The organism is Pseudomonas sp. GW821-FHT12A04 (genome assembly GCF_058807755.1).
In genome coordinates, this window is the sequence record NZ_JBXAQZ010000001.1 from 137308 (window position 1) to 161237 (window position 23930).

23 protein-coding genes are annotated in these 23930 nt (G+C 59.9%); 11 read left to right on the forward strand and 12 right to left on the reverse strand.

What is annotated here, in order from left to right; translation table 11 throughout:
- Window positions 1-63: 63 nt before the first annotated feature.
- The gene (locus AC1RS8_RS00575) at window positions 64-2133 is read right to left on the reverse strand and encodes an AsmA family protein (RefSeq protein ID WP_340312294.1); all 2070 of its coding nucleotides are present in this window, start codon (window positions 2131-2133) and stop codon (window positions 64-66) included.
- Between the two features lie 387 nt (window positions 2134-2520).
- On the opposite strand from AC1RS8_RS00575, the gene AC1RS8_RS00580 reads away from it, so the two are divergent.
- From AC1RS8_RS00580 to AC1RS8_RS00610, 7 genes are all read left to right on the forward strand, one after another.
- Entirely contained in the window at window positions 2521-2991 is a 471-nt protein-coding gene (locus AC1RS8_RS00580; protein ID WP_057712211.1) for a hypothetical protein, read from the forward strand.
- A 172-nt stretch (window positions 2992-3163) separates the two neighbouring features.
- Complete coding sequence (locus AC1RS8_RS00585; protein ID WP_057712212.1) at window positions 3164-3796, forward strand: TetR family transcriptional regulator; 633 nt, start codon at window positions 3164-3166, stop codon at window positions 3794-3796.
- A 285-nt stretch (window positions 3797-4081) separates the two neighbouring features.
- Window positions 4082-4582, forward strand: a complete 501-nt coding sequence (gene ureE, locus AC1RS8_RS00590; RefSeq protein ID WP_057712213.1) for an urease accessory protein UreE — start codon at window positions 4082-4084, stop codon at window positions 4580-4582.
- A complete protein-coding gene (locus AC1RS8_RS00595) occupies window positions 4579-5253 on the forward strand; it encodes an urease accessory protein UreF (protein ID WP_489339655.1) in 675 nt (224 codons plus the stop codon). Before ureE ends, AC1RS8_RS00595 begins: the two co-directional genes overlap by 4 nt.
- Before the next feature lie 23 nt (window positions 5254-5276).
- A complete protein-coding gene (gene ureG, locus AC1RS8_RS00600; RefSeq protein ID WP_090452850.1) occupies window positions 5277-5891 on the forward strand; it encodes an urease accessory protein UreG in 615 nt (204 codons plus the stop codon).
- 29 nt (window positions 5892-5920) lie between these two features.
- The gene (locus AC1RS8_RS00605; RefSeq protein ID WP_349734536.1) at window positions 5921-6493 is read left to right on the forward strand and encodes a HupE/UreJ family protein; all 573 of its coding nucleotides are present in this window, start codon (window positions 5921-5923) and stop codon (window positions 6491-6493) included.
- Window positions 6494-6666: 173 nt separating this feature from the next.
- A complete protein-coding gene (locus AC1RS8_RS00610) occupies window positions 6667-7800 on the forward strand; it encodes an AGE family epimerase/isomerase (RefSeq protein ID WP_349734538.1) in 1134 nt (377 codons plus the stop codon).
- A gap of 23 nt (window positions 7801-7823) precedes the next feature.
- Here AC1RS8_RS00610 and AC1RS8_RS00615 read toward each other — a convergent pair whose 3' ends face one another.
- The 10 genes from AC1RS8_RS00615 to amaB form a co-directional block, all read right to left on the reverse strand.
- Window positions 7824-8729 (reverse strand): cation diffusion facilitator family transporter, encoded by a 906-nt coding sequence (locus AC1RS8_RS00615; RefSeq protein WP_154861115.1) that lies wholly within the window; start codon window positions 8727-8729, stop codon window positions 7824-7826.
- A 218-nt stretch (window positions 8730-8947) separates the two neighbouring features.
- Window positions 8948-9709: an SDR family oxidoreductase gene (locus AC1RS8_RS00620; RefSeq protein WP_056725413.1), complete on the reverse strand. Its 762-nt coding sequence runs from the start codon at window positions 9707-9709 to the stop codon at window positions 8948-8950.
- A 297-nt stretch (window positions 9710-10006) separates the two neighbouring features.
- The gene (locus tag AC1RS8_RS00625) at window positions 10007-10255 is read right to left on the reverse strand and encodes a hypothetical protein (protein ID WP_489339654.1); all 249 of its coding nucleotides are present in this window, start codon (window positions 10253-10255) and stop codon (window positions 10007-10009) included.
- 293 nt (window positions 10256-10548) lie between these two features.
- Entirely contained in the window at window positions 10549-11265 is a 717-nt protein-coding gene (locus AC1RS8_RS00630) for an ABC transporter ATP-binding protein (RefSeq protein WP_057712220.1), read from the reverse strand.
- Window positions 11262-12134 (reverse strand): ABC transporter ATP-binding protein, encoded by an 873-nt coding sequence (locus tag AC1RS8_RS00635; protein WP_090452841.1) that lies wholly within the window; start codon window positions 12132-12134, stop codon window positions 11262-11264. The genes AC1RS8_RS00630 and AC1RS8_RS00635 overlap by 4 nt, the downstream gene beginning before the upstream one ends.
- Window positions 12131-13414 (reverse strand): high-affinity branched-chain amino acid ABC transporter permease LivM, encoded by a 1284-nt coding sequence (gene livM, locus AC1RS8_RS00640; protein WP_057712222.1) that lies wholly within the window; start codon window positions 13412-13414, stop codon window positions 12131-12133. Before livM ends, AC1RS8_RS00635 begins: the two co-directional genes overlap by 4 nt.
- A gap of 3 nt (window positions 13415-13417) precedes the next feature.
- Entirely contained in the window at window positions 13418-14332 is a 915-nt protein-coding gene (locus AC1RS8_RS00645) for an ABC transporter permease subunit (RefSeq protein ID WP_007979705.1), read from the reverse strand.
- Between the two features lie 240 nt (window positions 14333-14572).
- The gene (locus tag AC1RS8_RS00650; protein ID WP_008048115.1) at window positions 14573-15706 is read right to left on the reverse strand and encodes an ABC transporter substrate-binding protein; all 1134 of its coding nucleotides are present in this window, start codon (window positions 15704-15706) and stop codon (window positions 14573-14575) included.
- 362 nt (window positions 15707-16068) lie between these two features.
- Window positions 16069-17352 (reverse strand): L-pipecolate oxidase, encoded by a 1284-nt coding sequence (gene amaA / locus AC1RS8_RS00655; RefSeq protein ID WP_057712223.1) that lies wholly within the window; start codon window positions 17350-17352, stop codon window positions 16069-16071.
- A 154-nt stretch (window positions 17353-17506) separates the two neighbouring features.
- On the reverse strand, window positions 17507-18997 hold the full coding sequence (amaB, locus tag AC1RS8_RS00660; RefSeq protein ID WP_057712224.1) for an L-piperidine-6-carboxylate dehydrogenase: 1491 nt from the start codon (window positions 18995-18997) through the stop codon (window positions 17507-17509).
- Between the two features lie 174 nt (window positions 18998-19171).
- Between amaB and AC1RS8_RS00665 the strand changes: the two genes are divergently transcribed.
- The 3 genes from AC1RS8_RS00665 to nadE all read left to right on the forward strand — a co-directional run bounded on the left by AC1RS8_RS00665 (window position 19172) and on the right by nadE (window position 22348).
- Entirely contained in the window at window positions 19172-20083 is a 912-nt protein-coding gene (locus AC1RS8_RS00665; RefSeq protein WP_489339653.1) for a LysR family transcriptional regulator, read from the forward strand.
- Window positions 20084-20289: 206 nt separating this feature from the next.
- A complete protein-coding gene (gene pncB / locus AC1RS8_RS00670) occupies window positions 20290-21516 on the forward strand; it encodes a nicotinate phosphoribosyltransferase (protein ID WP_489339652.1) in 1227 nt (408 codons plus the stop codon).
- A gap of 4 nt (window positions 21517-21520) precedes the next feature.
- Window positions 21521-22348: an NAD(+) synthase gene (gene nadE, locus AC1RS8_RS00675; protein WP_489339651.1), complete on the forward strand. Its 828-nt coding sequence runs from the start codon at window positions 21521-21523 to the stop codon at window positions 22346-22348.
- A gap of 176 nt (window positions 22349-22524) precedes the next feature.
- On the opposite strand, the gene azu is transcribed toward nadE, so the two are convergent.
- Window positions 22525-22971: an azurin gene (gene azu, locus AC1RS8_RS00680; protein WP_489339650.1), complete on the reverse strand. Its 447-nt coding sequence runs from the start codon at window positions 22969-22971 to the stop codon at window positions 22525-22527.
- 344 nt (window positions 22972-23315) lie between these two features.
- On the opposite strand from azu, the gene AC1RS8_RS00685 reads away from it, so the two are divergent.
- Window positions 23316-23903: a cytokinin riboside 5'-monophosphate phosphoribohydrolase gene (locus AC1RS8_RS00685; protein ID WP_057397746.1), complete on the forward strand. Its 588-nt coding sequence runs from the start codon at window positions 23316-23318 to the stop codon at window positions 23901-23903.
- Window positions 23904-23930: the final 27 nt, after the last annotated feature.

Consider the following 23930-nt stretch of genomic DNA (forward strand, 5'->3'; position numbering starts at 1 on the left):
TCCAGCCTTGCAAGACGTTCAAGCGCCCCTGAATCGGAGCGTTTGAACTGTCTCCGGCAACCTTCAGTTTTTTACCGTCTTCGGCGCCTTGCCCGCCTTCATCTGCTCCAGCAACGGCGCGCACTGGTTCGGCTCGCCGCCACTCGGCGCTATCAGCGCCAACAACCCTGCCGCCGGTGCGGCGATCACGCCCAACGCGACCATCCCGGCTCCACGCAACATCAACGGCACGGCCTTGACCCCGGCATCGGGCTTGATGAACTTGCCCCGCACGTACAGCGGCGAACGCAACGAAATCAAACGCCAGCCCTTTGATTCCGGGGTGATGGTCAGGTCCAGTTGTTCGGTCGCCATGTTCGCCGTGCCATCGATGTAAACAATGGCGTTCTCGGTGTCGAACACAAACAAGCGGGTACTCGCCAGGCCGGACTGGATGCCGAAGTCGGCGGCGGCGCAGTTGATCTTCACTTCCTTGTCGCCAAAGATCTTGCCGACCACGTAGTTGCCGACGTTCAGCCCGGCCAACTCCATCAATTCGCGACTGATAGCGCCATCGTTGATCAGCATTTTCAGATTGCCATTGGCGCTGCCCAGCAGTTTAGCCACCGAATTGCCGTGCCCGCTGATATCACCGTCGCCGTTGAGTTCGCCGAAACTGGTTTTCATCGGTTCAAAGCCGGGGAACAACTGCTTGAGCTTGAAGCCTCGCGCCGTGAGTCTGGCATGGCCCTCCAGCGGATCGGTGTGGCCGTTCAGGCGAATCTGCGCATCCAGCTTGCCGCCGGCCACGCCGAAACGCAGCGGCTCGAGGCTGAGCACGCCATCGGTGAGTACCAGATGGGTATAGAGATCGTTGAACGGCAGTTTTTCGCTGTGCACGATGCGCTTGCCGGTGAACTCGACATCGGCGTCCATATCGCGCCAGCGATCGGTCTTGAACTCTTCGACCGGCAGCACTTTGTCCGCCGGTTGTTTGCTGTCACCGCCTCGGGCCTTCTGCTCGGCGTTGGAGTCGGCACCAATCAGCGGTGCCAGGTCAGCGAACAGCAATTGATTGGATAACAGCGAACCGCTGAGCTTTGGCCGTGGCTGGCTGGCCACGTAGGTCAGGTTGCCATGGATGTCACTTTCACCGATCTTGCCGTTGAATTCTTCATAGTGGAATACCGCGCCACCCGGCTCGTGTAACTTGGCGATCAGATGGCCGTCGGTGGCATAGGGTGGCGTGTCCGGCAGGATCACGCCGGTCAGCGGGTAGAGATTGCCCAGACTGGTACCGGCCAGTTTCAGGCGCAGGTCCAGGGCGCCGAGGTTCAGCGGATCGGTCAGGGTGCCGGCCAGTTCGACGCTGGAATCGGCGATTTTTACCTGTGCCTGAAGCGGAAACGGCCGTGCCGCGTCCTGCAACGCCAACAGCCCGCCAATCTTGCCCTGGCCCGCGAGTTTCTGGCCGTGGTACTGGCCGTTGACCTTGAGGGCGAATGCATAGTCCTGGGGTGACGAACCCTTCTTCTGCGCGGCCTTCGCCGCTTTGTCGCCGACGATATCGCTGAACGGAATCGGCTTGCCCAATGGATCGATCAGTACGTCGAGTTGGGTCTTCAGGTTCTGGTCGTCGAGGGTGACATGCCCCTTGTCAAAGCCGATCGCTCCGATATCCACCACCCAGCTCGAAGGCTCGGCGTCCGGGTCCTTTGGGTCGAGTTTGAAGGTCCAGTTGGCGCGCCCGTCAGCCAGGCGTTGCAGGTGGGCATTGGGCTCGGTGAGATCGATACGCGGGATCACCACCCGCTGCGCCAGCAATGCCAAGGGTGAAATACGCAGCTCCACCCGTTTGAGGGTGACCATCTGCGGCTGTTTCGACCAGTCGGGATTGCCCAGGCTCAAGTCTTCGGCCACCACATGAGGCCACGGTACCCAGGCGCGCCAGCCGCCTTCATCGGGCTCGGGTTGCCAGACCACCGACAGATTGCCGTTGATGGCGAAAGCGCGGTGCAGCTCTTCGGAAACTTTGGCGTTGAGCGGCGCTTTGATCCGGTTCCAGTCGAAGAACACGATGATCAGCACCAGCATCACCAACAAGGTAAGGAAAGTGGAAAGGGTCCAGACCAACGTCTTTTGAGTGCGCGTCATTGCACAGGGCTCCTGATACGACCGGGCGCCCCGACTGCGACGCACATGTGAAACGGTGAGCCGCAAACGGCTCGCCATGCAAATTACGACTGATAAAAACCCGACAGGTTTAATCGGTAGACCGATTTCGCCGATTTCGCCCAGTCCAATACTGACCAGTCGGTCGACCTGCGTTACCGGACCTGCACTTTTGCACAACACAGGTGGGTCGAAAACACCCACAAAAGTGCAAGACAACTCGCCGAAAACGCCCGGCCTAGGGCCTCCGCAGCAAACAATCAATTCCGTTGATTATTACCATTGCGTTTATGAACTTTCATATCGATTTATCGAGAGTAGCATTGCTCTCGTACCCACTTATTCGCACCCCCACGGAGCAAAACAATCATGAAACGCCAACTACTGCTTAGCCTTACACTTTCGATGCTGGCCAGCACTGCCTTTGCCCTGCCAGCAGCTGACCAGGCCACCCCACAAGTGAAACAAGACCACTCGGTGTTCAGCCAGACCGTCGCCGCCGATGGTTCCGACCGCACCCCACAAGGCCAGACCCTTGCCGAAGGCGGTAATGATCGCCTGAAAGAAAAAGGCCTGATTACTCAGGATGGCTCGGACCGTACTCCACAGGGCCAAACCCTGGCTGCCGATGGTTCCGATCGTACCCCACAAGGCCAGACCCTTGCCGCTGACGGTTCGGATCGCACCCCACAAGGTCAAACCCTGGCTGCTGATGGTTCCGACCGTACTCCACAAGGCCAGACCCTTGCCGCCGACGGTTCGGATCGCACTCCACAAGGTCAAACCCTTGCTGAAGGCGGTGGTGACCGCGTGATCGAACGCAACAGCGCCGTGAGCTAAGCTCCATGGCCGCCTTGAAAAAAAGCCCAATCCCCGGATTGGGCTTTTGAATTTTCATAGGCCCACTTGATAGATTCCACACATCCCCGCGTGATCCCCCCACAGTCGTTCGACGCCGGCAAAGCCGATTTGCTAGAGTGCGCCGCGTCCCTGTCCAGAAAACGCCCTTGCGATGCTGCCCCGCGCCGAACAGAAACAACAAACCCGTAACGCCCTGATGGACGCTGCCCGGCGCCTGATGGATGGCGGCCGAGGATTCGGCAGCCTGAGCCTGCGCGAAGTCGCGAAAACCGCCGGCATCGTACCGACCGGTTTCTACCGCCATTTTGCCGATATGGATGAATTGGGCCTGGTACTGGTCAGCGAAGTCGGCCAGACATTCCGCGAAACCATTCGCCTGGTACGACACAACGAATTCGTGATGGGCGGCATCATCGATGCCTCGGTGCGGATCTTTCTCGACGTGGTTAGCGCCAACCGTTCGCAGTTCCTGTTTCTTGCCCGTGAGCAGTACGGCGGTTCAGTGCCGGTGCGCCAGGCCATCGGCCGTTTGCGTGAAAACATCAGCTCGGACCTGGCGGCGGATTTGTCACTGATGCCGAAACTGCAGCATCTGGACATCGCCGACCTGAGCGTCATGGCGGATCTGATCGTCAAGAGCGTGTTCGCCACCCTGCCGGACATCATCGATCCGCCAGCCGAAGCCTTGCCAGAGCACCTGACGCCCCAGGCGAAAATCACCCAGCAGCTGCGGTTTATCTTTATCGGCCTCAAGCATTGGCAAGGGCTCGGCAGCACTGAGTAACTTTCTGTGGATGAAATCCCTGTGGGAGCGAGCCTGCTCGCGATTAGGGCATGACATCCACCATCGATGTGACAGTTCCACCGCCATCGCGAGCAAACTCGCTCCCACATTAAACCTCGCCGCTTTAACTTGGTGCGCAAACCAAAAACAACGCACCAACTTCAACCAAAATACTCACTCCATCGATACCAGTCCTACGCCACCGTCAGGCATTTCCTACACATCATGCCGATTGGCAAGCCCCTTGCTCTAGCCTGAGCATTGTCCATTGCTGGAAGCCTTCCGATGCTGGTGATTCATCGCAGAATCGACCCTCAACCCGTTTGGGCCGCCGAACTGCACCTGACGTTCGAAGCCCGCAGCAAAAGCCGATTGCGCTGTTTCAGTGCCGAGGGTGAAGACGTCGGGTTGTTTTTGGAGCGCGGCCAGCCGCCGTTGCGTGACGGCGAATGCCTGCAAGCCGAAGACGGGCGAATCGTGCGTGTCTGCGCCCGCCCCGAACAATTGCTGCACGTCACCTGCGCCAATGCCTTCGAACTGACTCGCGCGGCCTATCACCTGGGCAACCGCCATGTCGCCCTGCAAGTCGGCGACGGCTGGTTGCGCCTGCTCGACGACTACGTGCTCAAGGCCATGCTCGAACAACTCGGTGCCGTTGCCGTGAACATCGAGGCGCCGTTCCAGCCGGAACATGGCGCCTACGGCGGTGGTCATCATCATTCGCGTCACGGCGATGAAGACTTCAACTACGCGCCGAAACTGCACCAGTTCGGCGTACGCACATGAACCCGGCCTGGGCGCTGTTGCGCCTGGCCAGTCCGCAGTTGCCGATTGGCGGCTACAGCTACTCCCAGGGGCTGGAAATGGCTGTGGATAACGGCCGTGTTCACGACCCCGACAGTGCGCGACGCTGGATCAGCGATCAGTTGCTGCTGAATCTGGCACGCTTCGAAGCACCCTTGCTGCTCGCCCATTGCTTGGCCGCCAGCGAGGAAAACTGGGACGAATTGCTGCAACGCTGCGAGGAACACCGCGCCAGCCGCGAAACCCGCGAGCTGCATCAGGAGAGCCGGCAGATGGGCTACTCGTTGCAGCAATTGCTCAATGGCTTGCCGGAGCTCGACGCCCCCGCCCGCGCCTTCCTCGAACAGCGCAGCGAGCCACATCTGGCCCTGGGTTGGGCGTTGGCCGCGCGCGCCTGGCAGATCAGCCCGCAGGACGCCCTGGCCGCATGGCTCTGGAGCTGGCTGGAAAACCAGTTGGCGGTGCTGATGAAGACCCTGCCCCTGGGTCAGCAAGCCGCCCAACGCCTGACCAGCGGACTGTTGCCGCTGCTTCAACAGGCTCAACAGAACGCCACTCGAATCGATCCCGATCATTACGGCAGCGCCGCTTTCGGCCTGTCCCTGGCGTGTATGGCCCACGAGCGCCAGTACAGCCGTCTGTTCCGTTCCTAGGGCCATTTATTTTGGAGAATCACATGAACGCACAACCCCTGCGCGTCGGTATCGGCGGCCCGGTCGGCTCCGGCAAAACCGCCCTGACCCTGGCCCTGTGCCTGGCCCTGCGCGAGCGTTACAACCTGGCCGTCGTGACCAACGACATCTACACCCGCGAAGACGCAGATTTTCTGGTGCGCAACGAAGCCCTGGCACCGGAGCGCATCATCGGCGTGGAAACCGGCGGCTGCCCGCACACGGCCATCCGCGAAGACGCCTCGATCAACCTCGAAGCCGTGGATCAGCTCAACCGCCGTTTTCCGGGGCTGGACCTGATTCTCGTGGAGTCCGGTGGCGACAACCTCTCCGCGACCTTCAGCCCGGAACTGTCCGACCTGACCATCTACGTGATCGACGTCTCGGCCGGCGACAAGCTGCCACGCAAGGGCGGGCCGGGAATCTGCAAATCCGACCTGCTGGTGATCAACAAGATCGACCTGGCACCTCTGGTCGGCGCCTCGCTGGAGATGATGAACAGCGACACCCAACGCATGCGCAACGGCAAACCCTTTGTCTTCAGCAATCAGAAAACCGGCCTGGGCCTGGAAGAGATCATTGCCTTCATCGAACGCCAGGGTTTGCTGACCGCGGCCTGATCACGACTTATCAACAAGGAAGCTTATCCATGACACTCAAACGCATTTTCGGCGCCCTGGCCCTGCTGCTGACTCCGACCCTCGCCTTCGCCCATCCGGGACACGGCGACAACGGCTTGATCGCCGGTATCAGCCACCCACTTGGCGGTCTCGATCACTTGCTGGCAATGCTCGCGGTCGGCCTGTGGGCAGCACAGCAGCAAGGCGCCGCACGCTGGGCGCTGCCATGTGCCTTTGTCGGCACTATGTTGATTGGCGGGCTGTTGGGTTTTGAAGGATTGAACCTGCCGGCACTGGAGAGCGGGATTGCCGCTTCCGTGTTGGCTTTGGGGCTGGCGGTTGCCCTGGCAGTGCGTCCACCGTTGGTGATGGCGGTGGGTGCGACTGCGTTGTTTGCGCTGTTTCATGGTGTCGCGCACGGGCTGGAACTGCCGGAAATGTCGAGCCCCTGGACCTACGCCGCAGGCTTTGTTGCGGCGACGGCGGTGTTGCACGCGGCGGGTTATGCGCTGGTGCGGGTGTTGCCGCAGGCCGCAGCGCCCCTGGTGCGACTGGCGGGCGCGGCTTCGGCGGCGACTGGCGTGTGGTTGCTGGCAGGTTGACTCTCTAGTGTCTGACCCGGCCTCTTCGCGGGCAAGCCCGCTCCCACATTGGAATGCGTACACCTGTGGGAGCGGGCTTGCCCGCGAAGGCGGCCTGACAGACACAGCCTCTCTCAGCCCAGCCTCTCTGCTAACATGTCGCGCAATCGCCCCTGCCGTGACGACGCCAGCCAATGCCGCCTGTTTCCCGCTCTGCCTCTCAGCCTGAACTGACCGCCCTGTTCGCCTCGGTGCAACAGCATTTCCTGAACGTCATCGTGCCGCTCTGGCAAGGTCCGGGCTGGAACGCCGATATGGCGTTGCCCTACGAGGCGCTGGATGCCGCACACCAACCACTGCCACCGCAACGCTACCGGGCCATGGCCTGTGCGCGGCAGTTGTATCTGTTTGCCAGCCTGATCGGTCAGGTGCCGGGCGCCGAAGAGCGTGCCGCCGCGTTGTTCCGCTCCTTGCAGCGGCACTTCCACGATGCCGAGCACGGCGGCTGGTTCTACAGTGTCGATGCACAAGGTGCGCCGCTGGATCAGCGCAAGGATCTCTACACCCACGCCTTCATCCTGTTCGCCTGCGCCCATTACTGGGACAAGGTTCGCGAGCCGCTGGTGGAGTCGGTGCTCAACGCCTCGCTGGAAGTGGTCGCGCAGCGTTTCGCCACGGACGACGGTCTGTACGAAGCCACGCTCGACCGCGACTGGGCATCGCTGGACAGCGGCCCTTTGCAAAACCCGCTCATGCACCTGGCCGAAGCTTTCCTCGCCACCCTGTCGGTGCGTGAAGACCTCGACGTGCAACAGGCGCTCGTCGGGTTATGCACAGCCATGCACGCGCGCTTCATCGATCCACAGCACGGCGTGTTGATGGAAAAACCGCTGGGGTCTGTGGATAACTGGTTTGAACCGGGGCATCAGTTCGAGTGGTACTTCCTGTTGGAATCTTCGGCACTGTTGCGCAATTCGACGCTGCATGCCGATCTGGAGCGGGCCTTCGCCTTTACCGAGCAAGTGGGCGTTGATCAGCAGACTGGCGCCGTGCGGGCGATGCTCGATTTCGCAGCCGATGGCGGTACCCGGGACGCCACGCAACGCATCTGGGCCCAGGCCGAGTACCTACGTGCATTAACGCTGCGCCCGGACAGCGAAGCGGCTGTACTGCGTCAATTGCAGGCATTGCAGCAGCGCTCGCTGCATGACGGCGGCTGGTACGAGTGCCGTGACGAGCACGGAGAAGTCAGCCGCCGCGACATGCCGTCGACCACGCCTTATCACCTGGCGACCTGTTATCGCGGGTTGGCGCAGTATCTCGGCTGACTGAGTGGCAAGAGGAAATCCAATCACTCAATCCACTTGCGGTCCCCGGTAAAGCTGATGGTCAGCCATCGTGCGGCATCCGGCTCGCCAAGCTTCGTGGAGATTTCCTCGCGCAAACTGTCCAGTTGCCCCACACCATCCAGCCAGTAATCCTTCGGCAATACGATGTGAATCTCGATAAAACAGGCCCTGCCGTGTTTCTGCACGTAGGAAATGTAATCGTCGAAACCATGCTCGGCCTTCGCCACTTCCATCACCTGACGCACCTTGTCGTCCAGTTGATCCGGGACGATCCCCAGCACATCGCGCAAGGCCGGCCCGAGGATTTTGAACGCTGGGGGGAGCATGCCCAAGGCCAGCAGAATCAGGATCATCGGGTCGACATACACCGCCCACTTGTCGTAACCCTGAGTCTTGAGCAGCAGCGCGATGAGGAAGCTCACCAGCAGTCCCGCCGACAGCATCGCGTCCACCAGCCAACTGATGTTGTCGAACTGGATCAGCGATGAGTTGAGCGTGCGATTGCGTTGGCGGACGTAGAAGAAATAAATGAGCTCAACGACAGTGAAGAAGGCCGCGTAGAAAATCACCAGACCGAGTTCGACTTCCCGGCCACCACTGATGATGCCGAACACTCCGTTGAGAAAGGCATAAACGGCCACCAGGAATATGAAACTGCCTTCGATCACCAGCACCATGGGCTCCAGGTGCCAGGAACCGAACTGAAAGCGCTGGTTGCTTTCCTTGGCGATCAGCCGGGCGGTGATCAGCATCAGGACCTTGATGAAGGCCGCGATCAACGAAAAGAAGCCATCGAACAGAATGGATTGGGCGCCCGAAACAAAACCGGTGATGATCCCGGCGAATGTCACGGCGAGCATCAGGAAGGTCGATTGTTTGAGCAGCGCCTGCTCGCCTCGATTACTCACTTGATCTCCTCAGATACCTCTAGACCGCCGGGTGCGGCGGGTTGCTTGAGGGAGGAGTCTAGCTGATGTCCGGTTTTGACCGCTCTTGTAGCGAGGGGGCTTGCCCCCGTTCGGCTGCGGAGCAGTCGCAAACCGGTGGATGAAGTACATCTGAAAATTGAGCGCTATGGTTTCGGGGCTGCTCCGCAGCCCAACGGGGGCAAGCCCCCTCGCCACAATTAAGACTTACGCTCGATTGCAAAACCAGCCCAGGTCTGGCTCACCGGCATCAGCTCCAGGCTGTTGATGTTGATGTGCGCCGGGGCATTGAGCACCCAGAAGATTGTCTCGGCGATGTCTTGCGGCTGAATCGGCTCGGCGCCAGCGTAAGTGGCGTTGTAGCGCTCCTGGTCACCGGCAAAACGCACCAGCGAGAACTCGCTCTCGCACAGGCCCGGCTCGATGTTGCTGACCCGCACGCCCGTGCCTTGCAGGTCGCAGCGCAGGTTCACGGAGAACTGTTTGACGAACGCCTTGGTCGCGCCATACACATGGCTGCCCGGGTACGGGTAGTTGCCGGCGATGGACCCCAGGTTGACGATACCGGCACCTCGACCGTGGGCAATCAGGCGCGGCAACAGCAGACGGGTGCTGTACATCAGGCCTTTGACGTTGGTATCGACCATGGTGTCCCAATCGTCCAGGTCGCACTTGGGCGCCGGATCAACCCCCAGGGCCAGCCCGGCGTTGTTGATCAACCCGCGCAGTTTTGCAAAGGATGGCGGCAGATTGGCAATCGCCTCCTCCATGGCCTTGCGATCACGCACATCGAGCACCAGGCCATGGACTTCGGTCTGCTTCGACAGCTCGGCGCACAACGCATTGAGGCGCTCTTCACGACGGCCAGTCAGCACCAGTTTCCAGCCGGCCTCGGCAAAACGACGGGCACAGGCTTCACCAAAACCGGAGGTCGCGCCGGTAATAAACAGGGTGTTGGACATCGTGTTCTCCTTGCTTCGGCTGATCGCCAGCCATTGGAATAGAAAATCAGCAGGCAGCATGCCCGGCCTTGTTCACAGCGGCAACCACCGTTCAATCTGTTCAAAAAACGCTCAATCCCGGCAACCCCTTGACCAGCGTGGCCTACAGCCATGTGCGCGCACGTTATCCACAGGCCGGTCCACAGTCTTTGGGGGCAAGTGGAAAAGCTGCAAGCCGCTATCCACAAGGCTTTGCGCGGGGTTTTGAAACTTTTTTGCTTGACCCTCAACCGCCTGCTGTGTAGCCCTTGGCCATTTTCATGACTGACGGGTCAAACCGGCGATGGCGCCAAGCCAGTAACCACGGCCTTCAGCCGAGTCTTTCCAGAGTTTAGTCACAGACTTATCCACAGGCTTGTCCACGCCGATTACATGCATTTTCATCCCGAACAAAAAGGTTGACAAAGCGGCCTGCAAGCTGCGCAAAAACACCTGATCAAAAAACAACCACACCTCTGTAAGCCACGGTTTAAAAGGCCTGCAGCCAGCTACTCCCACGTTATTCACAGCCGGTTCCACAGCAAACGGGGACAAGTCAAAACCGTGACAAAACAACTATTTGCAGCGGCTTTATGTCGCGCTTTGCGAGCTTGGGAATATTGTTTTCCACAATTTCCCAGAGGCATGCCAAAAACCTGTGGGAGCGAGCTTGCTCGCGATGACTGCGGCACAACTTGCATCGTGGAGACTGACACACCGCTATCGCGCGCAAGCTCGCTCCCACAGGGTTCAGTGGTGTTTTGAAGATGTAAAAAAGCCCCGGCGATTGCGCGCCGGGGCTTGTGTACAACCACTGAAACTCAGTGCCCGCCGAGATAGGCGCTACGCACATCCTCGTTGACCAACAACTCCTTGCCGGTGCCGGTCATGCGGATTTCGCCGTTGACCATCACGTAAGCCCGGTCAGACAACCGCAGGGCGTGGTTGGCGTTCTGCTCCACCAGGAAGATGGTCATGCCGGTCTTGGCCAGTTCCCGCAGGGTGGCGAAGATCTGCTTCACCACGATCGGCGCCAGGCCCAGGCTTGGCTCATCGAGCAACAACAACTTGGGCCGGCTCATCAGGGCCCGGGCGATGGCGAGCATCTGTTGCTCGCCGCCGGACATGGTCATCGCCCGCTGGGTACGCCGCTCTTCGAGCCTGGGGAACAGCTCGAACATGCGCTGCATGTCCTCCTTGGCGTACTTGTCGCCAATGGGGATAGTGCCCATCAGCAGGTTTTCTTCGACGGTCATGTCGGGGAACACCCGCCGTCCTTCCGGCGATTGCGCAATGCCGTTGGAGGCGATGTAGTGGGACGACTTGTGGGTAATGTCCACGCCCTGATAGAGGATCTGCCCGTCCGCCGCCCTTGGCTGGCCGAAGATCGACATCAGCAGGGTCGACTTGCCGGCACCGTTGGAGCCGATCAGGCTGACGGTTTCCCCTTCGTTGATGTGCAGCGAGACACCTTTAAGAGCCTGGATCGGCCCGTAAAACACGTCCAGTTCCTTGAGCTCGAGGATGGGTTTACTCATACCACCTCCTCTTCTTCCGCGCCCAGATAAGCGGCGATCACTTTCGGGTCGTTGCGGATGTCGTCGGGGCCACCCTCGGCGATGACGATGCCGTGGTCCAGCACCACAATGTGGTCGGAGATACTCATAACCATGCCCATGTCGTGTTCGATCAGCACCACGGTCAGATCGTGCTCGTCGCGCAGCAGCCGGATCATCGCGCTCAGCGCTTCGGTTTCCTGAGGGTTGAGGCCGGCGGCCGGTTCGTCGAGGCAGATGATCTGCGGACGGGTGCACATGGCCCGGGCGATTTCCAGGCGGCGTTGCTGACCGTAGGACAGCTCACCGGCCAGGCGGTTGGCGCAGTCCACCAGATCCACCACTTCCAGCCAGTAGAACGCGTGGTCCAGCGCATCGCTTTCGGCCTTGCGGTAGCCCTTGGTGTTGAGGATGCCGGCGAGCATGCTGCGATTGACCCACATGTGCTGGGCCACCAGCAGGTTTTCCAGCACCGACATTTCCTTGAACAGGCGAATGTTCTGGAAGGTCCGTGCCAGGCCGGCGCGGTTCACCAGGTGGGTGCCGCCGAACATCTTGTAGCGCATCCGGGTGATGAAGCTTTTTGGCGAAACGAAGTCGGTCGGCTTGAACGATTCGCCGAGCAACTGGATGACATTGGTCTGTTGCCCACGCACGTTGAGTTCGATCTTGCCGCCGGAGGCCTTGTAGAACCCGGTCAGGCAGTTGAACACGGTGGTCTTGCCGGCGCCGTTGGGGCCGATCAGGGCGAAGATCGAGTTGCGCTTGACCTTCAGGCTGACATCATTCAACGCCTTGATGCCGCCGAAGTGCATCATCAGTTTTTCTACACTGAGTACGACTTCGCTCATGGCGCTACTCCTTTACGCGGGGTCACACCGGTACGGCTGATCCGAATCAGGCCGCGCGGTCGCCAGATCATCATCAACACCATCAGGATGCCGAACAGCAGCACGCGGTACTCGGCGAAGCCACGCAGCAGCTCCGGGGCGACGGTCAGCACGAAGGCTGCAATTACGACGCCTATGGTCGAACCCATGCCACCCAGTACCACGATGGCGAGGATCAGTGCCGATTCGAAGAAGGTGAACGAGGTCGGGTTGACGAAGCCCTGATAGGTGGCGAAGAACACCCCGGCCAGACCTGCCGTCGAGGCGCCAATGGTGAATGCCGAGAGCTTGACCAGCACGTGGTTCAGGCCCATGGAGCGACAGGCGATTTCGTCCTCACGCAGCGCTTCCCAGGCACGGCCGACCGGCATGCGGGTCAGGCGATGCTTGATGTGCAGCACGGCCAGGACCACCAGGAACAACACGGCGTAGATGAAGTAGTACTTCACGTCAGGGTTGTAGGCGATGCCGAAGAACTCATGGAACGGCACCCCGCCCTCTTTCGCCCTTTTTCCGAACTCGATGCCGAAGAAAGTGGGCAACGGCGCTGCCATGCCATTCGGGCCGCCGGTCAGGGTCAGCCAGTTATTGAGGATCAACCGAATGATTTCACCGAAGCCCAGGGTCACGATCGCCAGGTAATCACCGTGCAGGCGCAGCACCGGGAAACCGAGGATGCAACCGGCCAGTCCGGCGGTAATCGCCGCCAACGGCAACACCGTCCAGAAGCCCAGCCCAAGATATTGATAACCGAGCGCCAGGCCGTAGGCACCGATGGCGTAGAACGCCACGTAACCAAGGTCGAGCAGGCCGGCCAAGCCGACCACGATGTTCAGCCCCAGCCCCAGCAGCACGTAGATCAGCCCGAGGATGACCACGCCCAACAGGTACGAGTTGGAGAAAAACGGGAACACCACCGCGATAACAATCATCAGCGGGATGATCCAGCGCAGCCGGGATTTGTAATCAGGCGGCAGTACATGGACCCCGGACCCGGTGGTTTCAAAACCCTCGAGGATTCTCAGGCCCTTGGGGGTTTGCAGGAACAGGCTAAGGGCAAAGCGACCGGCCATGACGATGGCGACAATCCAGGCCACCCGGCTCGTTTCCATATTGAAGCCATAGCCATCGAGGACTACGCCGACAATCGGGCCGAACACAATCAGGGCAACCAGGCCGGCAAGAATCGCGTCAACCAGGCTTCTTTTGAGATCAATGGTTTTTTTAGTGGTTGAAGACATCGCTTACACCTTCGACACAAGAGGACGGCCGAGCAGGCCTTGAGGCCGAAAGACCAGAACGAGAACGAGCAGCGAGAAGCTGAAAACGTCTTTGTAGTCCGAGTTCACCAGACCGGAAAACAGCGACTCGGAAATCCCGAGAATGATCCCGCCGAGCATCGCGCCAGGCAGTGAACCAATCCCGCCGAGCACCGCGGCAGTGAACGCCTTGATCCCGATGATGAAGCCGGCATAGAAGTCGAATGTGCCGTAGTTCATGGTGATCAGCACGCCGGCCAGGGCCGCCATCGCTGCACCGATGATGAACACGTAGGAAATCACCCGATCGGTGTTGATCCCCAGGATCGAAGCCATCTTGCGGTCTTGCTGGGTTGCACGGCACATGCGGCCGAGCTTGGTGTACTTGATGACGTAGGTCAGCAGGCCCATCCCGACGAACGCTGCGACCAGAATGAAGACCTTGGTGTAGGTCAACTGAACGAAACCGGTACCGATATCAACGCGCCAGGCACCCGAGAGCAAAGTCGGAACGCCTTGTTGCTTCGCGCCCTGGGAGATCTGTGCGTAGTTTTGCAGGATCAGTGAGATACCGATCGCACTGATCAGCGGGGCGAGTCGAGTGGAGTTACGCAGGGGTTTGTAGGCGACACGCTCGATGACCCAGCCATACACCGCCGTGACGACGATGGTGAAGATCAGTGTGCCAAGCATCAGCAGCGGGAAAGATTCGATACCGAAGTAAGCCAGCAGAGCCAGACTGATTGCCGCGAGGTAAGCGGAAATCATGTAAACCTCGCCGTGGGCGAAGTTGATCATGCCGATGATGCCATAGACCATTGTGTAGCCGATGGCGATCAGGCCATAGACCGACCCGAGGGTCAGGCCGTTGACCAGTTGCTGCAGGAAAATACCATCCATAACGCAATCTCACGCAATGAGAACCTGCACATGTGGCTGTGCGGTTCCTCTAAGGAAAATACAGATATACGTCGGAGCAATGTCAGCCACGATCAGGCAGGCCACCACGGCCCCCTGTAGGAGCGAGCTTGCTCGCGATTGCGGTTTAACATTCAACGAATGAGTTGCCTGCAAGTCCGTCATCGCGAGCAAGCTCGCTCCCACAGGGGAACCGTGGGGTTCACCCAATTGAGTCAGCCCTTACTTCTGTTTTTCCAGCTGGTGGTATTTGCCATCCTTGTCCCACTGGTAAACCACGTAGTCGGAGATTTTCAGGTCGCCCTTGCTGTCCCAGGTCTTCTCGCCCATGACGGTCTTGACCGGGTTTTTCTTCAGCCATGCAGCCGCTTCTTCGCCCTTGTTGGACTTGGCGCCGTTGAAGGCTGCTGCCAGGGTCTGGACCGAAGCGTAGGCGTACAGGGTGTAGCCTTCAGGCTCGGTACCGGCCTTGCGGAAGGCGTCTACCACGGTCTTGCTGTCTGGCAGCAGGCGTGGGTCGGCGCCGAAGGTCATCAGCACGCCGTCAACGAATTGCGGGCCGCCAGCGGTGGTCACCAGTTCGTCGGTCACGATGCCGTCGTCGGACATGAACTTGACGTCCTTGAGGCCTTGTTCACGCAGTTGACGCACCAGAGGACCGGCTTCCGGGTGCAGACCACCGAAGTAGACGACGTCAGCGCCGGCGCCGCGGATCTTGGTCACGATGGTGCTGAAGTCTTTCTCGCCACGGGTCAGGCCTTCATACAGCACAGGCGTTACGCCGCGCTTGACCAGTTGAGCCTTGGTAGCATCCGCCAGGCCCTGGCCGTAGGTGTCCTTGTCGTGCAGCACGACAACTTTCTTGCCCTTGAGCACGTCGACGATGTAGTCGCCGGCCACGATGCCTTGCTGGTCGTCACGCCCGCACATACGGAACATGGCGCTCAGGCCGCGCTCGGTAACGGCCGGGTTGGTGGAACCCGGGGTGATGGCGATGATGCCTGCTTCGTCGTAGATCTCGGAGGCCGGAATGGTCGAGGAGGAGCAGAAGTGACCGACTACGCCGGCGACTTTCTGGTTGGTCAGGTCCTTGGCGACCGTCACAGCCTGTTTCGGTTCGCAGGCGTCATCGCCCTTGACCAGTACGATTTTTTCCCCGTTAACCCCGCCAGCCGCGTTGACCGCATCGGCCGCGGCCTGTGCACCCTTCATGTACTGTTCGCCAAATGCCGCGTTGGCGCCCGTCATTGGTCCCGCTACGCCGATCTTGATGTCAGCCTGAGCAAACGCAGAAACACCCAGCGCAGTTGCCACTGCGAGGGCCAGAAAGCCTTTCTTGTAAAACGTCTGGGACATGAGGTGGTGCTCCATGGTTTTTTTAATTGGCACTGCGACTTCACTGAATGCTCAGAGCAAGGGCCGTGCCATCGGTTTTTTATTCTGAAAAAAGTCGCTGCTTTCTTGTTATTTCGACTGTTTCGGTCCCATTTTCATTGGGCGTGCAACCGTCTAAACCGCGGAAGGTAAAACCATTTTTTATTTGAGGCGCAACCCTACTGCGCCATCATTGCAACCGCGGCTTTAAACAACGTGCAACCAGCCTGTAACAACGTGCGTCACCGAAGTGCACACTGCTGGTGCGGGACTGCTACAACCCGCACCACTACAGGCTAGCCGCAGATCGAAAAAGCGCCGCCTCCCACTGCAAAAATCAACATTCAGATCACGATCCGCAGGCACTGGCCCGCGTGATACAGCGAGAATCCCGCCTCATACAGACAGCTGCGCAACCCCACCCCGGCCAATGGCTGCATGGGTGCAAAGGGAATCGGTAGCGCTTGAGGATTTCCGTTACACAGGTAATCGGCAAAGGCCTTGCCGACCACCGTGCCCGTGGTCACGCCCCGGCCGTTGTAACCGGTGACTGCCACCAAACCGGGCGCCGGCTCGAACAGGCGCATCAAATGATCGGGGGTGAAGGCGATGCAACCGGTCCAGGTGCACTCCCATTCCACCGGTTTGAGGTACGGGAAATAGTGCTGCTGCACGCGGTCGGCCCAGGCCTTGAGGAACCAGGCCGGTTTCTGATTGCCATTACCGAGACTGCCAAGCAGCAGGCGACCGTCTTTGTCTCGACGGATACTGCTGAGCACCTGGCGGGTGTCCCAGGAACCCTGGCCACCGGGCAGAATTTGTCGGGCGGCTTCTTCGGTCAGCGGCACCGAGGCCACTTGATAGTAATAACCGGGGAAGAAATTGCGCCGCAGCTCCGTCCAGTCGCCTTCGGTGTAGGCATTGGAGGCAATCACCACTTTCTCGGCCATGACCGAGCCCTGGGCAGTCTGTACTGACCAGCGCTGCCCCTGACGTTCGAGTCGGGTGACCGGGGAATGATCGAACAATTGACCGCCCAGGCCGATGGCCGCTTTGGCCAGCCCCGTGGTGTAGGCCATCGGGTTGAGTGTGCCGGCGCGGCGATCGAGCAATGCCGCGGCGATCTTTTTCGTGCCGGTGGCTTGCTCGCAGGCCTGACCGGTGAGCAGCTCTACGGGCGCACCGCGACGTTTCCATTGTTCTTCACGACTGCGCAAGTCGGCTTCGCCACGGGCGTTATGCGCCATGTGCAGCGTGCCTTCGCGGCGCAACTGGCAATCGATGTTGTACTTGTCCACAAGGCTGAACACCAGGGAAGGCGCCGCCCCCAGCATGCGGTTGAGCTGGCTGCCAACCGCCTCGCCAAACCCGGCTTCGATCTCGTCCGGGGGAATCCACATCCCGGCATTGACCAGCCCGACGTTGCGCCCGGAACCACCATGACCGGCGCGATGGGCCTCCAGCACGCAAACAGTCTTGCCTTGCTCCAGCAGATGCACCGCCGCCGACAAACCGGTAAACCCGGCGCCGATGACGCAGACATCCACCGTGACCTCGCCCTTGAGGGCCGAATTGTCCGGCCTTTGCGGCGTCAGTTTTTCCCACAGACACTCTTCGCGTAACGGCATTGCCAGACTCCAAGCAGAAACCTAACAAACACATACTTCAAATGTGGGAGCGGGCTTGCTCGCGAAAAACGTCAGGGCAACACGGTTATGCAGCAAACACGCTTTATCGTTGACGTCCATCGCGAGCAAGCTCGCTCCTACAGGAAGGCACCTGTCAATCGAACGTGATGCCCTGCGCCAACGGCAACTCCAGCGAATAGTTCACGGTGTTGGTCTGGCGGCGCATGTAGCCGCGCCATGCATCGGAGCCGGACTCACGACCGCCGCCGGTTTCTTTCTCGCCACCAAACGCGCCGCCGATTTCCGCGCCGCTCGGGCCGATGTTGACGTTGGCAATGCCGCAGTCGCTGCCCACCGCCGACATGAACTGCTCGGCTTCACGCACGTCGGTGGTGAAGATGCACGAGGACAGGCCTTGTGGCACGGCGTTGTTCAGGCGCAGGGCTTCCTGGAAATCGCTGTAGCCAACCACGTACAGGATTGGAGCGAAGGTTTCGTGGCAGACCACATCGCTTTGCTCCGGCATTTCGACGATAGCCGGCGACACGTAGTAGGCATTCGGGAACTTGTCTTGCAGCTGACGCTCACCGCCAAACACCCGGCCGCCCTCACTCAAGGCCTGCTCCAGAGCGTCCTGCATGTTTTCGAAGCTGTGCTTGTCGATCAGCGGACCAATCAAATTGCCTTCCAGTGGGTTGCCGATACGCACTTTGGAGTAAGCGGCTTTCAGGCGAGTGACGATTTCTTCTTTCACCGATTCATGGGCAATCAGGCGACGCAACGTGGTGCAACGCTGACCGGCGGTGCCGACGGCGCTGAACAGAATCGCGCGAACGGCCATGTCCAGGTCGGCGCTTGGGCCGAGGATCATCGCGTTGTTGCCACCCAGTTCGAGGATGCTGCGGGCGAAACGCGCGGCGATTTTCGGTGCCACTTCACGACCCATGCGGGTGCTGCCGGTGGCGCTGACCAGCGCGACACGCGGATCATCGACCAGGGCTTCGCCGGCATCGCGACCACCAATAATCACCTGGCTCAGGTGCGGTGGTGCATCGCTGAAGTTCTTCAGCACGCGATCGAACAGCGCCTGGCAAGCCAGTGCGGTCAGTGGCGTCTTTTCCGACGGTTTCCAGATCACCGGGTTGCCGCAGACCAGCGCCAGCGTGGCGTTCCAGGCCCAGACCGCCACCGGGAAGTTGAACGCACTGATCACCCCGACAACGCCCAGCGGGTGCCAGGTTTCGCGCATGTGGTGGCCAGGACGCTCGGAGGCGATGGTCAGGCCGTACAACTGACGGGACAGGCCGACGGCGAAGTCGCAGATGTCGATCATTTCCTGAACTTCACCCAGGCCTTCCTGGGTGATCTTGCCGGCCTCCCAGGACACCAGCTCGCCGAGGTCGGCCTTGTATTCACGCAGGATGTCACCCAGTTGCCGCACCAGCTCGCCACGGCGCGGTGCCGGAACCTTGCGCCACAGTTCGAACGCATGATCTGCGCGACTGATGTGTTGCTCGACTTCAGCAGCGCCTTCCCAGTTGACGGCGGCGATCCTGCTGCCATCGATCGGCGAATGCACCGGCACTTTGCCGTTCTGGTACAGGGCCGGGTTCACACCTAGACGATCAAGCAATGCGGCAACCATGGGTCACTCCTCAAGCAAAAGACAGAACACGTGCAGCCGGAAAATCACGGCTGATCAGACCTGTAGTTTTAGCTGCCCGGAGGTTACTCAACAAACGACCTTTAAGAGAGATATCATTCCGTTTATTCATGCTGTGCATTGCTGGCAATAAGAAACAAGAACCAAGGACCGCCCATGCTGAATAAACGCTACTTGCCATCGATCGCTGCATTGCAGTGCTTCGAGGCCGTCACCCGGCATTTGAGCTTCACCCGGGCCGCCGAAGAGTTGAACCTGACCCAAAGCGCCGTGAGCAAACAGGTCGCGCAACTCGAAGAGCTGTTGCAGCACCTGCTGTTTCGCCGGGTGCGCCGCCGCCTGCAGATGACGCCGGCTGGCGATCTGTACCTGGTTGAGGTGCGAAAAATCCTCACGCAGGTCGAGATGTCGACCCATTACCTGCGTTCCTACGGTGGCGAAACAGAAGTCCTGCGGGTTTCGACGCCCCCCACTTTCGGTGCACGCTGGCTGGTGCCGCGCCTGAAAGGCTGGCGCCTGCGGCATCCGTCGATCCATCTGGACCTGTGCAGCGAGCAGGAAGCCGACGACCTGCTGCAAGGTCGCAGCGACCTGGCGTTCTACTTCGGCCAGGGCTCACGGCCCGGCACCGAATGCCTGAAGCTGTTCGGCGAAGAGCTGGTGCCGGTGTGCGCCCCGGGCAGCCTGCCGGACACACCGTTTACCGATCCGACACAACTGACTGACCTGGTCCTGCTGCAAAACGCTTCCCGCCCCCAGGCCTGGCATGACTGGTTCGACCATCAGGGCTACCACACCGAGCACAGCTACCACGGACCGCGCTTCGAAACCTTTTACATGTGCATCCGCGCCGCCCAGGTCGGCTGCGGCGTGGCGCTGTTACCCCGTTTTCTGGTGGAAGAGGAACTGGCCGACGGCAAGCTGGTCATTCCCTGGCAGCATGCAATGCCCAGCAGCGATGCCTACTACCTGGCCTACCCGGAGCACTCGGCGGAAGTCCCCAAGGTGCGGGACTTTGTGAAGTGGATGCTGGAGCAGATCGATAGCCCGGATGTGATGCAACATTAAACCCTTGCACAACCCCTGTGGGAGCGAGCTTGCTCGCGATGGCGTCATCACATTCAACATTTATATCGCCTGACCGGTTGCTATCGCGAGCAAGCTGGCTCCCACAGGGGAATTGCAGCGGTCAAAAAACTGCTGGCAATCCTGCCCAGTGATATGCGCCACTAGCGCCACTGATCAATACCGCTGCAACGCCGGAGATTCCCGTTATGAGCGAGAGTGTGTTTGCCGATCACATCGTGCAGAACCTGCTCGACACCGACTTCTACAAGCTGACGATGATGCAGGCGGTGCTGCACAACTACCCGAACGTCGAAGTCGAATGGGAGTTTCGTTGCCGTAACAGCGAGGACTTGCGCCCGTACCTGGCGGAAATCCGATTCCAGATCGAGCGCCTGGCCGAACTGAGCCTGAGCGCCGACCAGTTGAGCTTTCTGGAACGCATCAGCTTCCTGAAGCCGGACTTCCTGCGCTTTCTCGGGTTGTTTCGCTTCAACCTGCGTTACATCCACACCGGCCTCGAAAACGGTGAACTGTTTATCCGCCTGCGGGGCCCCTGGCTGCATGTGATCCTGTTCGAAGTGCCGCTGCTGGCGCTAGTCAGCGAAGTGCGCAACCGCTATCGCTACCGCGAAGTCGTGCTGGAACAGGCCCGCGAGCAGCTCTACCGCAAGTTCGACTGGCTGAGCGCCAACGCCAGCAGCGACGAATTGTCCGAATTGCAGGTGGCCGATTTCGGCACCCGTCGTCGCTTTTCCTACCGCGTGCAGGAAGAAGTGGTGAATGTGCTCAAGCACGATTTCCCCGGACGCTTCGTCGGCACCAGCAACGTTCACCTGTCCCGGGAGCTGGACATGAAACCCCTGGGCACCATGGCCCACGAATGGATCATGGCGCACCAGCAACTTGGCCCGCGGCTGATCGACAGCCAGATCGCCGCACTCGATTGCTGGGTCCGTGAATACCGTGGCCTGCTGGGGATTGCCCTGACCGACTGCATCACCATTGATGCCTTCCTCGGCGATTTCGATCTGTTTTTCGCCAAGCTTTTCGACGGTTTGCGCCACGACTCAGGCGATCCGGTGGTTTGGGCGGAAAAAGCCATCGCCCACTATCACAGGCTCGGCATCGACCCGATGAGCAAGACGCTGACTTTCTCCGACAGCCTGACCCTGCCCAAGGCTCTGGAGATATTCCGGGCGCTGCGCGGTCGGATCAATGTCAGCTTCGGCATCGGCACCAACCTGACGTGTGATATTCCGGGTGTCGAACCGATGAGCATCGTGCTTAAAATGACCGCCTGCAACGGCCAGCCGGTGGCGAAGATCTCCGACGAGCCAGGCAAGACGCACTGTAAAGACCCGAATTTCGTCGCTTACTTGCGACACGTTTTCCAGGTTCCTGCCGCCCTTTCAAGTACATCAAGCAAGGAGTGAATTCATGCAAGCCGTACAGCGTGAGATTGCTGAACAGCTCAAGGTCCAGCCGCCATTCGCCGACGAAGCCGCCCTTGAGGCCGAAGTCGCCCGGCGGGTGACCTTCATTCAGGACTGCCTGGTCAATTCCGGGCTCAAGACCCTGGTACTGGGCATCAGTGGTGGTGTCGACTCCCTCACCGCCGGCCTGCTGGCCCAACGGGCCGTCCGTGAACTGCGCCAGCGCAGCGGTGATGCCGCCTACAAATTCATCGCCGTGCGCCTGCCCTACGAAACCCAGTTCGATGAACATGACGCCCAGGCTTCAGTGGATTTCATCAAGCCGGACGAGCGCCACACCGTGAACATCGGTCCGGCGGTCAAATCCCTGGCCAATGAAGTGGCGGCCTTCGAAGGCAAACATGCGGTGTCGGTGGACTTCGTGCTCGGTAACACCAAGGCGCGCATGCGCATGGTCGCCCAGTACACCATCGCCGGCGCGGCCCATGGCCTGGTGATCGGCACCGATCACGCGGCGGAAGCGGTGATGGGTTTCTTCACCAAGTTCGGTGACGGCGCCTGCGACCTGGCGCCACTGAGTGGCCTGGTGAAAAATCAGGTCCGCGCCATCGCCCGCAGCTTCGGCGCGCCGGAGTCGCTGGTGGAGAAAGTCCCGACCGCCGATCTGGAGGACCTGTCGCCCGGCAAACCGGACGAAGCGTCACACGGCGTGACCTATGCCGAGATCGATGCGTTCCTGCACGGCAACCCGGTGCGTGAAGAGGCGTTCAAGATCATTTGCAATACGTACAACAAGACCCATCACAAGCGGGTGATGCCGTTTGCGCCTTGAGGCGTGAGTGAATGAAAAGGCCCGCTGAAGTGTTGAGCTTCAGCGGGCTTTTTCTTTGGCCAGAACAGGCATCGATGCTTCTGGCCCCTTCGCGGGCAAGCCCGCTCCCACAGGTACGGTGGCGGCCCTGTGGGAGCGTGGCTTGCCCGCGATGAACGATAACGCGGTGGTCAGTCTTACTTCAGAGTCACGGTGCCTTTCATCATCGAGATGTGGCCCGGGAACGAGCAGAAGAAACCGTACTTTTGAGCGGCATCGAGCTTGGACACATCGAAGGTCACCGAATCGGTTTCCTTGGCGCCGATGATCTTGGTGTGGGTGATCACGCGGGCATCGCCTTCCTTCAGGTAGTTCTTGTCGATACCGGCGCTCAGGCCGTCGGTGGCGATCGGCTGCATGTCGGCTTCTTTACTCAGCACCCAGTTATGGCCCATGACGTTCTTCGGCAAGCTGCCGGAATGCTTGAGTTCCACGGTAAACGTCTTGCAGCTCTTGTCGATTTCAATGGCCTTCGTGTCGAAAGACATCTGGTCGGTGGAGTCGACGGTGACTTTGCACTCTGCAGCCATCAATTGGCTGCTGGCCAGTGTCAACAGGGATACCGCAACAAGTTTGGCAAACATGGTGAATCTCCAAGGCAGGGTTAAGGAAATCGCGAATAAACAGAAGACTGCCTGAAAACTTCGCAAGTTCATATGACTTGAATCAAAAATTGTATACAACTTTCGCGCTATGGCACCGATGCGAAATATCTACCGGCCAAGTGTCTGGCCCGGGCCTATCATCAGGCCGCCCCCCTTCAATTGGAATGTCTGTCATGTCGATCAACAGCTTGTTGTGCAGTTTGCTGGCCGCCTACGCCTGCGGCGCCAGCGGCACGTACGAAACCCCGGAACACCAAGTCTAGCCCTTGGAGTGCCGTGCGCCTGCCTTTACTCTGTGGCCCTGATCGACCAAGGAGCAAGGCATGTCTTTAACATCCGTTTGTGTATTTTGTGGTGCCAGCACCGGCACCAACCCGGCTTACCGCGAAGCAGCCGTGGCCCTTGGCCGGGCGTTGGCCGAGCGCAAGCTGACCCTGGTGTATGGTGGTGGCGCCGTGGGCTTGATGGGCATCGTCGCCGATGCGGCCCTGGCGGCCGGCGGTGAAGTGATCGGCATCATCCCGCAAAGCCTCAAAGACAAGGAAATCGGCCACAGCGGCCTGACTCGCCTGGAAGTCGTCGATGGCATGCACGCGCGCAAGGCGCGGATGGCCGAGCTCAGCGATGCCTTTATCGCACTGCCCGGCGGCCTTGGCACCCTCGAAGAGCTGTTCGAAGTCTGGACCTGGGGCCAGCTCGGCTACCACGGCAAACCGCTGGGTTTGCTGGAAGTGAATGGTTTCTACAGCAAATTGACGTCTTTTCTTGATCACATCGTCGGCGAAGGCTTCGTTCGCGGGCAGCACCGTGACATGCTGCAAGTGAGCGAATCGCCGCAAACCCTGCTCGATGCTCTGGATGCCTGGCAACCGTCCATAGCGCCAAAATGGGCCGAGCAAAAACCCAGCTAACGGCTCGGCACCGATACAGGGCAGAAT